The following is a 12,753-nucleotide window of genomic DNA, read 5'->3' as shown; positions in this document are numbered from 1 at the left end:
GTAGGGGAGCTAGACCCCTACAATAATGAGCTGAACCGCAGCACCGCTCGTCGCCTGCGAGCGCGTGAGAGCGGCAAGTGTCTGCATTAGTAGACGGATATGTGACGCGCCCATTATAACTGTTGTGCGTCGTGCAAACCTTGCTCATTCGAACATCGTTCACGCAAGGCTCGTCACGAGCAAAAACGCCGGAAGTCATAATTCAGGCTTTGACCTCCGACTTCTCTTTGACGCCGACTTCGTTGGCAAAACGCGTGAGCACGTCATCGGTGACCTGCTGTTTTTCTGCGCCGAAGTCCTTGACCTTCCGCGTCACTGCGCGCACCTGCTCTTCGGTTGGGTCGAACCCTTCGTCTTGCAGGCGCTTTCTCACTGAGTGGGTACCAGTGTGCTTCCCCATGACCAGTTCACGGGTTGCACCGACCATCTCTGGGGTCATGACGCCCGGCTCGAACGTCGAGGCGTTCTCGATGACGCCCGCGGCGTGGATCCCGCTCTCGTGGGCGAAGGCGTTCTTGCCCACGACAGGTTTGTTCGCCGGAATCGGCACGTCGCTGCACTGTTCGACGATTTTTGCGATTTTCATTATCTGCGTGGTGTCGATACCGGTATCGACGCCAAACAGACTCTCTGCGGACATGACGACCTCTTCGTAGGCGGCGTTTCCGGCGCGCTCGCCGATGCCGTTTACTGAAACCTGTGCCTGGTGGGCACCGGCCTCGAACCCGGCGATGGCGTTCGCCGTTGCCAGCCCGAAGTCGTCGTGGGCGTGGACGTCCACGTAGGCGTCCGTGTGCGCGACCACGTCAGAGACCAGTTTGGCCATCCGCGTGGGCGTCGCAACCCCGCAGGTGTCGGGAATGTTAATCCAATCCGTTCCTGCGTCGCTCACGGCTTCCACGACTTCGATGAGGAACTCGTGGTTCGTGCGCGTCGCGTCCATGGGTGAGTACATCACCGTGACGCCTGCCTCCTTTGCGCGCCTGACTGCCTCGACGGAGCGCTGTTTCGCTTCCGCACGAGTGGCGTGCATGGAGTCTTCGAGCTGGATGTCACTGGTGCTCGCGAAGACGTGAATCATCTCCACGCCCGCGTCCAGTGCAGCCTCGATATCTTTGTCGACGACCCGCGCCAGTCCACACGTCGTGGTGCGCGTGCTCTCTGCGATGTCGCGGACGGCCTCGAACTCGGCGTCCGAGTTGACCGGGAAGCCAGCCTCGATGACGTGGGTTCCCATCTCGTCCAACGCCGCCGCTATCTCGCGTTTGTCTTCATACGAGAACGACGTGCGTGGTGTCTGCTCCCCATCGCGGAGCGTGGTGTCGAAAATCCGTACCGTGTCAATCTCGGGGGCGGTGGTGTTAGTTAGCGTGCCCTCGAAGAACTCGACCCGCCGTCTGAGACGACGTTTCCTCGGTATGTCGGTGAGACATTGTATCGCAACCAACAATCTACCGGATATATAACAGTGTCGCTCGATCAACTCATCCGTTCACGCTGACAACTCAGATAAAAAGCGGCAATGTTTGAAAACCGCATGACTGCGACGCCTCAATATTCTCAAAACATCCTTATACACTGTGGTATGCTATCTCGTCAAATGCAGGCTTGAATAATCATGAAAAAGTAACTTTTCCACCCAAAACAATGGAATAAATTGTGCGCGCGCTCTGGGAGGCTGGCGACTGGACGGATGGTCGGTCGCGCGAGACAATCACGCTCACGAAAAACGAAGCAACCTATCGTGTTGGCCCGAGAAGATATGAGGCTCGCGCACGTTGTTTTAGGTGATGTCTGAAGAAGTAACCCGCCTCCTGCGTCGCGCATATTCCGACGAGATTGAAACGGTCATGAACTACCTCACGAACGCCATCGTACTGGATGGGGTCCGCGCTGCAGAAATCAAAGAGAGCCTCGATGCGGACATCAACGAGGAACTCTCCCACGCGCGCCTGCTCGGCGAACGCCTGAAACAGCTCGACGAGCGACCGCCGAGTTCCTACGACTTCGAAGCCCGCCAGCAGAACCTCCAGCCGCCGGAAGACTCCACGGACGTGCTCTCGGTCATCGATGGCGTCCTCGAAGCAGAGATCGACGCCATCGACACGTACCGAAAGCTCATCAAGGCCGCAGAGAAAGCAGACGACCCCGTGACCGAAGACCTCGCCGTCACCATTCTCGCGGACGAAGAAGCCCACCGCACGGAGTTCCGCGGCTACCGCAAAGAGTACCGTAAGGACTGACCTCCGCGCGTCAGTGAGGACGGTTTTCTTTTGGCGTCGCTCTGATGGACGTCCAGACTCGCAGACAACCGACAGTATATTTTTCTCGCCTGCCTTCGAGCCTACAATATGGGCGATTTCGACCTCGATTTACGAGCCGCAGAAAGTGAACTCGAAGAAGAAGGAAAGGGAAGCGGCGAAATTGTACTCGGCGTGTTAGACGGGCAGACGCCACCGGACGAGTGGGTCGCCGCCGTCAAAGAGGGGAAAACGCTGTTTCTCGCCATCGAAGGCGACCTGAACAGTCTTGCCGCTGGATTCGCCCGTGACATCCGCGACTTAGAGGGGGAACTCATGCACTTTCGTGATTTCCTCGTCGTCACACCACCGGGCGTTGGCATCAACACCGAACGGCTCTGAAGCTCACGCAATCGTGAGATAGTGCCCGTCTGGGTCACGAATGACGTACCCTGTCTCTGTTTCTCGTACCGAGAGTGCCTGGTCTGTGATGGATTCTACCTTTGTCGTTGCATCTGCGGCAGTCACGCCAATATCTACGTGGACGCCGCCGCGTGCGTCTGCGAGTCCGAGCTGTGGCTCCCACAGTTCAATGTCGAAGGGGCCTGCATCGAGGCGTACCCGACGGCGATTGTCGCCGCGGTCGCGAATCGAGAGCCCGAGGTCGGTGTAGAACGACACCGCCCGGTCTAAGTCTTCGACTTCGAGGACGATTTCGAAAATACCGGTGATGCCCGCCCCTTCGTCGGTTGCTTGCCCAATCTCGACACAGTTGCCTTCGAGGTCGTAGAAGTAGAGCGATTTTGCCGCCCCAAACTGAAACTCGGTGAGGTCGAAGTGCTGGGAGAGTGTGTTCCACCAGTCGTCGTACTCGTCCGCTGGCGTCGAGAAGGCGTAGTGCGTGTGCAGGCCGCCACGGGGCACGGAGCTTGGCGCACGGAGAATCAGATCGGCGTCGCCGACGGCGAGTGCTACTTCTGTTTCGCGTTCACCTCTCACGGAGAGGCCGAGATGCTCGCGGTAGAACGACACGGCCGGGGCGAGATATTTCACTTCGAGTGCCAGCCAGCGGAGCGACGAGAACATAACTGACTCTACGACGGGGCTGTCCTTAAGCGGTTCCCGAACCGGGTAGGCCCTCCGTTTATCCGGCGTGCGCCCGTGAGATGTGGTATGACAATGAAAGCCTCCGGCACGGCACGTGAGCCGGAACGAATCGATGAGTGGGAAGGTGGCTTTGGCTGGATTGCCCATCCAGACGAGGGGATGCAACGCGCCAGCCACGCGCTCGTCGCCGCCGGTCGCGTCTGGCTCGTTGACCCGGTCGATTTCGAAGGGTTAGACGACCAGCTCGCAGAACACGGTCCCGTCGGTGGAGTGGTGCTGTTGCTCGACCGCCACAAACGCGACGCGGCCGCGATTGCGCGACGACACGACGTGTCGGTCTACCTCCCGAAGTGGATGGAAGGCGTTTCAGCCGACCTTGACGCCCCGACAACGCTGTTCGAGGGGACGCTTGCCGACACCGGGTACACCCTGTTGAAAGTATACAATAATTCCTTCTGGAACGAAGGGGCACTATACGACGATACCACCGGAACGCTCGTCGTCCCAGAGGCGTTTGGAACCATCTCCTATTACTGTACGAACAACGAGCGGTTGGGCGTCCATCCGGCGATGCGCCTGACGCCACCGCGCCGTCCGTTCCGGGGACTTAGGCCAGAGCGAATTCTCGTTGGCCACGGTGCAGGAATCACCGAGGATGCCCCGGAGGCGCTCAGAGATGCGCTCGAAGGAGCAGTAAAGCGCATGCCAAAACTCTACGTGCAAAATCTTCGGAACGTTCTCCCGTTCTAGATGTGGCGGGTGAAACCCGGTTTTCAGCGTGTCATCGTCGGATCTGTCTCGGAGCATCGTCGTCGAATATGATTCCGCGAGTGGACAGGTTTTTTCGACGATACTTTTTTAATAAATCATTCTGTATCGGGTGTATACGTATGTCTGCCGTCCACGGGTACCGGAATTCGATTCGGGAGGTCTGTCCCTGATGCACGTCACGATTGAGGCGTGCGCTACTGCTCATGGAGTACAGATTGCAGACCCCATTGAACGCAGACAGTGTGCCCTCACCAGCGACAGTGCGGTAACGCCCCGTCCCGTGGACACAGACCGGTTTACGTTTCCAGTCGACACCGCCGTTGCGATTACCACTTCAGAACTCGTTCTTCCGCAAGTCGTCGCGACCTACATCCGTACCGATGACGGCGACATGGTCGTGCACGCAGAGCACTTTGCGTTTCACGAACTTCCCAAGGGAACGTACAGCATCGAACTCAACGGGCCAATCAAACTCTACATTCGGGTCAAAGCGCCGTTTTCGGTCACCGCCGGTGCAACCGAGATGACCTTTGAATTCGACGCCGAAACGGAGGTGCTCGTTGGAGCCCGGTCGTACCACGACAACCCAGCGACTACTATCACGACGACCGAAGACCCACACGATATGATGGCGGCCATATCCGCCCTCAGTTCTGCGCTCAAGACGACCTCTTGTGAACGGTCGTACCCGACGCTTCGAGGCCACCCGCCGATGATTGAACTCGGCGATGAACTCGACATTCCAGACGCACTCAGCCCACCGGAGACGGGGGTGACTATCGAACTGCCACCGGAACTGGGGACGCTCTACGTTATTGCCCCTCTCGCCTACTATCTCGGTGCCAACGTTGAACCGGGCCCAGCGGCGCGCATCGTCACCGAAACCGGCTACACCCACCCGCTTGGTACCGGCGAAACGTTTGAACGAGAAGTCGAGCGTCTGCTCAAACAGACGTTCTTTTTAGACTGTTTGACCCGGACTGAAGGCTACTATCAGGTGTCGCTTCACGAGCGCAGCGCGGTCGAAGACAGCATTCCGTTCTCGTTCGAAAACCGGTACAGTCAGTCGGTCGGCGAGCAACTCAAAGCCGACCTCGAAGTACCGTTTCGCCACATCGAACCCCACCTGCCGGAGTGGAAGCTGACGACGCACATCTCACCGACGCCCGAAAACGTCGAAATCCTTCCGTTTCTCGTAAACGACCTTGCCGTCATTCGAACGCCAAAGGCAAGTACGGTACCCCAACCGGAGGGCCAAACCGCCGCGGTTGACGAATTTTTGCGCGACGAGTTTATGCGGGCGACGACGGACGGCGAGCGGTCACCGATTTCAGTCGTCCAGCCAGAGCCTGCGAACTCCCTCGAGCAGGCGTGGGTCGGTGACGACGCGCCGCTCGGAGCCACGAAGGCAACGGTGGCTGCGTACCGCAATCGACTCCGCCGCGATGTGACGGGACAGGATGTTGACATCACGGTGGTCTGTAACGACGAGGCGATGCTCGACGAGCACCACGCGGCGGCCGACGTGTACGGTTCGCGCGAGGCGCTTCCGTTCAACGTCACCCTCACCTCAGATCTGAGTGTTTCCGAACTCGCGGCCATCCTCGAATCGGATGTGGACTTTGTCCACTACATTGGCCACATCGACGACGACGGCTTCCAGTGTACCGACGGCAAACTCGACGTGCAGACGCTTGATTCGGTCGGTGTAGACGCCTTCTTGCTCAATGCGTGCCGGTCGTACACCCAAGGAATGCACCTCATCGAAGCGGGCAGTGTTGGCGGCGTTGTGACCTTAGACGACGTTATCGACAGCGGGGCGTTCAGAATCGGGAGTGCAATGGCGCGCTTGCTTAACCGTGGCTTTCCGCTCCGTGCGGCGCTCACCATCGCCTCAGACCAGAGTATCATCGGGAGTAAGTACCTCGTCGTCGGTGACGGTAACGTCGATATCGCGCACGCAGAGAGCCTGACACCGTATCTGTGTGACGTGCGGTCGCGGGGTGACGACTACGACGTGAGTATTCGCACCTATCCAACCAGCAACATGGGGATTGGCACACTCTTTCGGCCACACATCGGGGACAACGAAGACCAGTTCCTGAGTTCGGGCCATCTGAAAACGTTTAGTGTTGGGCGCGAGGAACTCATTGCGTTCCTCTCGCTTGAAGAAGCGCCAGTCATCTTCGATGGCACGTTCACTTGGAGTTCGGAGATCGCGGCTGAGTTTTAATCACGCGCCGCCCTGTGTCGAGCGTTCGCGAGAAAACAAGAGAGCGTATGCAACCGCTTCAGGGGCCTGGAGTAGACGTTCCACCACCGGCGATGACGTTGCCTGCCTGCATGAGCAAGAGGAAGATTGTGAACAGAATGCCCATCATCCGCGGATTCTTTGCAAGGTATTCTTTTACTGATTTTTTAGACATTACAGTTGCTACAAAGCATGTCCTACACATATAATTTTTTACACATATGTGATATGATTATTTCTACATGAGCTTGTGTATTCGCCACAGGAGGGTCGCGTGTGGCTGGCACCGACAGCGCGCAAGAAACCAACGCATAAGACAGCAATTCAGCCGAATTTCTTAATGGAGGCGCTCCCGTGTTCTCCGGTATGGTCTATGCGACTCGTGGACTCCTCACAGTCCTTCGTGACTACGCGAAAGGGGCGGCCCCAGAGCCCGTTGTATTCGTCCTTGCGACCACCCCGGCCGAGTCGTTCACCGACCACTTAGACCTCCCCGCAGAAACGCCGGTATTTTCACACTTTTATCTCGCTGATTCTGGTACGTCAGTCTCAGCGGTCTTCGGTGTTGACCTGAACAGCCCAGCAAAACAGTCGCAGGGTAGATTCATCTCCGCTCCCGATGGCTTCAGTGACTCACCCACGGGTCGCGAACGCTCTGAAACCGTTTTCATCGCGACACCCCCGTGGAACGAGGCTGCAATCCGCGTCTACGACGCAACAGGAACCGTACAACCGCTCACCATCGTCGATGCAGAACCGCCAGAAGACCCGCTTCCGTGACGCTCGCTACTTGAGATAGCCAAGCTCGCGTAGTTGGCGCGTGACCTCTTCGAACTCGGCTTCGGTCAACTCCCCTTTGCGCTGGTGTTGGACCACGATGCTCCGGAGCAAAAAGCGGACGAGGTCGCCCGTGCTCGAAAAGCTCGTCCCTTCGATTGTCTCTTCGACCTTATCCGCGAGCTCTTTCGAAATAGAGACCGAGGTGTACTTCGTCATGTGTGGCGCGAGGGGTTCACGAAAAATAGGTATTACGCCCGTTCGTCGGGGCCGGGTGACGCTGACTCGACGCGCCGTGGCTCCGAAGATTTGGCTGCGGGTTCACGTCGCTGTCGGGCAATCTCTTCGAGCCGTCTCGTCTGCTCGCGGTTGAGCGTCACAATAAGGTCCGAAAGCACGCCAAACATCAGCAGTTGCATCCCAAAGAGGATGAAAAAGGCAGACACGACTGCCATCGCCTCGTGAGAGATGCCGAGCGTGACGTATTCGACACCCACATACAGCCCAATGATAACGCCAATTATCGTGCTCACGCCCGCCACGCTCCCGAAGTAAAAGAGCGGGTTGTTGGTTTTCGCAAGCTTGTACAGCGTCATCAGGATGATGCCACCATCACGAAGCGGGTGGAGGTTCGTGTCCGAAGCCGCTGGACGCGAGCCGTAGTGAATATCCACAACGGCCGTCGTCACCCCGTGTTTGACACACTCGACGGCGAGTTCTGTCTCTATCCCGAACCCGTCTGCGTAGAGCCCAAGCGCCTCAACCGACTCGCGGGTGAACGCCCGATACCCACTCAGAATGTCTCTGAGGTCGCGTCCGTGAATGAACGAAAATGCCCCATTGATGACGCGATTGCCGGTCTGGTTCACCCGCGACATCGCATCCGGCTCCATGTGCGCAAACCGGTCCCCGATGACGTGCTGTGCATCGCCCCACAACAACGGTTCGAGCATCGTTTCTGCGTCTTCCGGCCGGTAGGTACCGTCGCCGTCAACCATCAGAATGTACGGCGCAGTGATCTTCCGAATCGCCTCGCGAACCGCCTGCCCTTTCCCGCTTCCAGACTGCGTGATAACCCGCGCACCGTGGTCGGCCGCGACCGCTCTCGTGCCATCGGAGGAGTGGCCGTCCACGACGAGGACGTTCGTCAATCCCTGCTCGTGAAAGCCGTCTACGACCGACCCGATGGTCGCGGCTTCATTGAGCGTTGGAATGAGTACACACACGTCGTCGCGGGGTTCCATTGCTTTCTGGTCGTTCCCGGGCCTGCAAAAGCCTTCTCCTACTGACTTCTCACTCAATGAATCGTTGGGCAATTTGTTTAACTGGGCCGAGGTTGACACCAAATCGCTCTTCGAAGCTGAGTACCAACATCACCTCTTCCTCTTCGATACCGAACCGGATGACAGCAAACGCGTACACAGCGGTGAATACTAAGAGGTACCCAAAGAGAAACGCCACTGTGATTGGGAATATCGCAGTCCCGATGAGATAGAGCACACCCGCGACGGTGATCGCAATGACACCTGGTTTGACGAGTGATTGAGAGAGGGGTTGGATGCCAGTTCGGGTGTACAATTGTATCGAGTAGAGTAGATTCAAGAGGACGTACGCGACCGCCGTTGCCACTGCCGCCCCGAGGAACGTGTATTCGGGGATAAGCAGGAAGTTTAACCCGAGGTTGACGCCCGCGACGAGTATATTATCGTACATGATGAGGCGCGTTTCACCAATTGAAGTAAGTGTATTACCGTTTGGTCCCGCCACGACGTGTGTAAAGAAGCCAATGGATAGTATCGAAAGTGCCAATGCTCCGGAGGCGTACTCGGGGCCGAAGGTTTTCGATATAGTCATCTCAGGAAAGAGGACAACGAGTGTGAACAAGGGGAATGTCAGTATTGACACCCATTTCACGACCAATTGGTAGAGACGTCGCATTTCTGTGACCCTACCGTCTACGTGTAGCTCGGAAACAACTGGCATGAAAATAAAACCAAATGATGCTGTAGCCACGGTTAGCAACTGTGCAACTGGATACACCACGTTGTAGATGCCTACATCGCTGGTGGAGGCTATCGCACCTAGCATGAATGTGTCGATGTCAGAAAAAATAAGAACCATCGTCGTGGTGATAAGGAGCGGAGCTGAAAAAGAGAGCAATTCTCTATCCATTCTCACTGGTGGAACAGAGGAAAGCAACGGCGTGTGGCTGATTACGTAGTAAACGCCGATTACTGAAGCAAGGAGATAGGCGAGGGCGTATGCTCCAGCAACACCGATTGCCCCATACCCGAGCCATATGACGACGATTATTCCTGTAAATCTCACGAGCGGGAGCGTGATGTGTTGAATGTAAACTTTTGGCAGCGTTTGTTTCATTCCCTGCGCCGTACCAACTGACAATTTCATAATTGCACCTAGTGGAATCATCGCGGCAAAAAGACGGAGGATGTCAGTAATCGAGGGGTTATGAAAGACGTCATTAGCCAGCCACGGAGCTAATATGACTATCAATAGTGAGACGAGAATAGCAAATGGGATAACAATTCGGTATGCAGAGATGAGAACCCCTCTACGAAACGATTCATCTTTGGATCTGGGGAGATATCTCGCTACACCAGTGTTGAGACCAATAAGTACCGCTGTCGAAAGCATAGTCAATATCGTAATTCCGATTGAAATTCCCCCATAGTCGGTGGGTCCGAGAACCCGTGCGATAAACAATTTTGCAACAAAGGAGAGTCCGAGTTCGAAGGCAAGACCGAATACGATTAAACTACCTCCTGAAAAGAGTGTTCGTACGATGTTGTCGTCTCTAGACATTGACTTGATTAAGTTTCCTTTATTATGCCCTTGAATAGACGTAGTGCAAACTTTGGATATCTGGCAGATAAGTATAGTATACTCTTCAGTGTCGTCCACCGGCCCTGACCCCGGCTTTCATGTTCCTTATGGTAGACAGAGTCTCTGGGGATCGATTGTAGATTGTATCCATTTGTCAGAGCGTTTAAACAGAATTCGGTGTCTTCCATGTGATTTAATCGCTCATCGAAGCCTCCCAGTTTTTCAAACGCATCTCGGTGAACAACAAAAAATCGAGTGAGCAAGAGATTGAAATCGAAGTCGAGTAGACCACATATTGTTCGTTCTTCTAAATTTAGCACCTGCTCCCAGAAAAAATTCTCACTGAAACGAATATCGTCATCACAAAAGACGAGTATCTTGCCGTTAGTACGAGAAGCGCCGATATTTCGTGCTTCTGCTCGGTTACCCTCAGTTACGACACAAACCTCAACGTTCGAAGGAACGGATTGGAGAGTGAGTGGGTCGTTATTGAGCGTTGGGACGATTATTGAAACAGATGGCTCGTTCATAATTGGTTATCATTCTCGAAGTTTGCTTACTCCAGTCAAAGCGCTTCGCTGTTTCTCGGCCAGCTAGACCAATTGACTCTCTTTCAGACGGATTAGAAATCAATCGTTGTAAGGTAGTCGTAAGTTCTTCAGTATTCCCGGGTTCGATCAAGAAGCCGTTCTCTCCATTTGTAAGATACTCCTCTATCGCATCAATTTGAGTACTCACAACAGGGGTTCCACAAGCCATTGATTCCAAATTTACGAGACCAAGGCTTTCGTGGTGAGATGGGAGGCAAAAGATATCTGCTGCAGTATAATACCCTGGCAAGTTCTCGTGGTTTATTTCACCGATGAACTTAACATTATCCTGAGTCTCTAATGATTTCGATTTTTCTTTTAGAGACTTCTCTAATCTACCACCACCAATAATATACAATTCTGGGATTGGTTCTAAATTGGCGTGTGCAGCAAGTAACTCAAAAAGCCCCTTTCCTTCATCCAACCGGCCGACATATAGAATCGATTGGTGATCTGTACTAAATGCGGGAGGTACTGTTGGAGAAAAGAGATTACAATCGACCCCTGCATAAACGACATCATCAACTTCAATATTGAACCACTTCTTTATTCTGCGTTCTGTGCTGCTGCTATTTGCCACAAAGCGACTCTTAGAGTGGTTGACGAGCAATTTCCATCGGATGGATTTTGATTTGACACCGGGGAAACGGAATACGGACGGGAGAGGTGATGAATTACTGATTAGCAAGTCGTCCAAGTAATAATGGGTTGAAAAGACGTCTACTTTCTGACTTAATGAATCAAGTAAGCCTCGTCTTTTTATTGACCAAAACATAGTCAATGATTCAACTTCTGCAGGTAACAATGGCGTATAGGTTGACAGATACCGATTGAGGGTGTCTTCCTTCTTCACGAACGGAATCTGAATTATCTCAATGTCGAGTTGCTGTAACTCCTCGGATAACGGTCCTGCTCCAGTAATTAGTTGAACCGTATGTCTTTGAGATGTGCGTTTTAACAATTCTCGAATGAATGTTTCAGTACCTCCGCTTGTCGCGAACCCGGCACGAGGGTTGTAAATACCGATATTCATCTTCGAATTCCAATATGAGAAATTATTTTTTCAGACACGTCTCGAGTGAGTTTTGATTTGAACTCTGGTACCGACATGTCAAGTACGCGAGTTCGTAAATCCTTCTCGAAAGAACTACTTGAGTATTTGCCAATTGCTTTCATAATCCCTGTAGCTGAGCCATCGTGAATGAGTCCGTTTACTCCGTCTTCAATGAACATTTCCGGGAACCCCTCGTTCGGAACCAGACACGGCTTCCCGCTCGCATTAGCCTCGATAGGAACGATACCGAAATCTTCGTTTCGGCCATTGAAGACTACCCCTCGACACGTCGCCAGCAAGTTATACTTCACTTCCTCAGAGACAAATCCTCGATAGTCGATATTCGGTGCACGTTCGATGCGTTCCACCATCTCGTCTGAAACATCACCCTTACCGCCAGCCAACACAAGTGTTTCTTCTAACCGTTCGAATGCGGCGACGATTTCGGGAACGCCTTTTTCGACATCAAGCCGTCCCAGGTGGAGGTAGAATTCTTCGTCACCATCGTTACGATATTTACTCAAATCAAGCGGTGGGTAGAGTACTTCCGCATCTCGCTTGTAGTACTTCCAGAGGCGACGCTGGATAATTGGGCTATTTGCGAAGTAATGATCCACCCGTGGGTCGATCGTCATGTCTCGCGTCCGAAGATAGCGGACGAGAGGGCGAGCGACTTTCCCACTCAGTGTTCCTTTTCTGTCGTGATAGAGGTCGTAGAACCACCGCGGAGGGGAGTGACAGTAGTTCACATGTAAGGTGTCGTCCGGTGTGATGACCGCGCGAGTGGTCGCTCCTGATGTGATAAGCACGTCTGGGTCGCCGTAATCACGCCAATCAACGTCTTCCCAGAGCGCGTACTCGAAGACTCTACCAACTCGTCCCTGGAGACGTCGGAGAGGCGTCCAATCGAGTCCTGAAAGCAAATCGGTAAACGAGACGTCACCATAGGGGTTCGTGGTGTCCGGGGTTGGGTCGCCGAGCGTGAACACAGTTTGTGCCCCCACTACCTCCGCGAGTTTCGTGACGAGGTACTCGGCACCGCCCCACGAATTGACGTGCCAATGGGCGATTGCCACCGTGAGGTCCTCGATTGTTCCGAGTCGCTCGTCTCCCATACTC

At 54.4% G+C, this 12,753-nt stretch carries 13 protein-coding genes; 5 read left to right on the top strand and 8 right to left on the bottom strand.

Going from position 1 to position 12,753, the window contains the following annotated elements; all coding sequences use genetic code 11:
* Positions 1-202 precede the first annotated feature (202 nt).
* Positions 203-1,438: a 2-isopropylmalate synthase gene (locus V5N47_RS00260; protein WP_338730312.1), complete on the bottom strand. Its 1,236-nt coding sequence runs from the start codon at positions 1,436-1,438 to the stop codon at positions 203-205.
* A 349-nt stretch (positions 1,439-1,787) separates the two neighbouring features.
* On the opposite strand from V5N47_RS00260, the gene V5N47_RS00255 reads away from it, so the two are divergent.
* Together V5N47_RS00255 and V5N47_RS00250 are read left to right on the top strand one after the other, a co-directional pair.
* Positions 1,788-2,243, top strand: a complete 456-nt coding sequence (locus tag V5N47_RS00255; protein WP_338728742.1) for a ferritin-like domain-containing protein — start codon at positions 1,788-1,790, stop codon at positions 2,241-2,243.
* Between the two features lie 108 nt (positions 2,244-2,351).
* Complete coding sequence (locus V5N47_RS00250; RefSeq protein WP_338728741.1) at positions 2,352-2,642, top strand: DUF5779 family protein; 291 nt, start codon at positions 2,352-2,354, stop codon at positions 2,640-2,642.
* A 3-nt stretch (positions 2,643-2,645) separates the two neighbouring features.
* Here the strand turns inward: V5N47_RS00250 and V5N47_RS00245 are convergent, their stop codons facing one another.
* Positions 2,646-3,326: a VOC family protein gene (locus V5N47_RS00245; protein WP_338728740.1), complete on the bottom strand. Its 681-nt coding sequence runs from the start codon at positions 3,324-3,326 to the stop codon at positions 2,646-2,648.
* A gap of 87 nt (positions 3,327-3,413) precedes the next feature.
* On the opposite strand from V5N47_RS00245, the gene V5N47_RS00240 reads away from it, so the two are divergent.
* Both V5N47_RS00240 and V5N47_RS00235 read left to right on the top strand, forming a co-directional pair.
* Positions 3,414-4,097, top strand: a complete 684-nt coding sequence (locus tag V5N47_RS00240) for a hypothetical protein (RefSeq protein ID WP_338728739.1) — start codon at positions 3,414-3,416, stop codon at positions 4,095-4,097.
* Positions 4,098-4,287: 190 nt separating this feature from the next.
* Positions 4,288-6,351, top strand: a complete 2,064-nt coding sequence (locus tag V5N47_RS00235) for a hypothetical protein (protein ID WP_338728738.1) — start codon at positions 4,288-4,290, stop codon at positions 6,349-6,351.
* A gap of 58 nt (positions 6,352-6,409) precedes the next feature.
* Here V5N47_RS00235 and V5N47_RS00230 read toward each other — a convergent pair whose 3' ends face one another.
* On the bottom strand, positions 6,410-6,544 hold the full coding sequence (locus V5N47_RS00230; RefSeq protein ID WP_338728737.1) for a hypothetical protein: 135 nt from the start codon (positions 6,542-6,544) through the stop codon (positions 6,410-6,412).
* A 191-nt stretch (positions 6,545-6,735) separates the two neighbouring features.
* Here V5N47_RS00230 and V5N47_RS00225 point away from each other — a divergent pair, with 191 nt between their 5' ends.
* Entirely contained in the window at positions 6,736-7,149 is a 414-nt protein-coding gene (locus tag V5N47_RS00225) for a hypothetical protein (RefSeq protein WP_338728735.1), read from the top strand.
* Positions 7,150-7,155: 6 nt separating this feature from the next.
* Here V5N47_RS00225 and V5N47_RS00220 read toward each other — a convergent pair whose 3' ends face one another.
* The 5 genes from V5N47_RS00220 to V5N47_RS00200 all read right to left on the bottom strand — a co-directional run bounded on the left by V5N47_RS00220 (position 7,156) and on the right by V5N47_RS00200 (position 12,749).
* Positions 7,156-7,365 carry a CopG family transcriptional regulator gene (locus V5N47_RS00220; protein ID WP_276247388.1) on the bottom strand — a complete coding sequence of 70 codons (210 nt, stop codon included), beginning with the start codon at positions 7,363-7,365 and terminating at the stop codon, positions 7,156-7,158.
* Positions 7,366-7,397: 32 nt separating this feature from the next.
* A complete protein-coding gene (gene aglJ / locus V5N47_RS00215) occupies positions 7,398-8,390 on the bottom strand; it encodes an S-layer glycoprotein N-glycosyltransferase AglJ (RefSeq protein WP_338728731.1) in 993 nt (330 codons plus the stop codon).
* Positions 8,391-8,439: 49 nt separating this feature from the next.
* Positions 8,440-9,969 carry an oligosaccharide flippase family protein gene (locus tag V5N47_RS00210; RefSeq protein ID WP_338728729.1) on the bottom strand — a complete coding sequence of 510 codons (1,530 nt, stop codon included), beginning with the start codon at positions 9,967-9,969 and terminating at the stop codon, positions 8,440-8,442.
* A 507-nt stretch (positions 9,970-10,476) separates the two neighbouring features.
* Positions 10,477-11,613 (bottom strand): glycosyltransferase family 4 protein, encoded by a 1,137-nt coding sequence (locus V5N47_RS00205; RefSeq protein ID WP_338728727.1) that lies wholly within the window; start codon positions 11,611-11,613, stop codon positions 10,477-10,479.
* A complete protein-coding gene (locus tag V5N47_RS00200; protein ID WP_338728726.1) occupies positions 11,610-12,749 on the bottom strand; it encodes a glycosyltransferase in 1,140 nt (379 codons plus the stop codon). Before V5N47_RS00200 ends, V5N47_RS00205 begins: the two co-directional genes overlap by 4 nt.
* Between the last annotated feature and the right edge of the window lie 4 nt (positions 12,750-12,753).

It is taken from the genome of Haladaptatus sp. DJG-WS-42 (assembly GCF_037198285.1).
Lineage (GTDB): Archaea > Halobacteriota > Halobacteria > Halobacteriales > Halococcaceae > QDMS2.
Note: the sequence above shows the minus strand (reverse complement) of the source record. Positions and strands in the feature narration are given on the sequence as shown.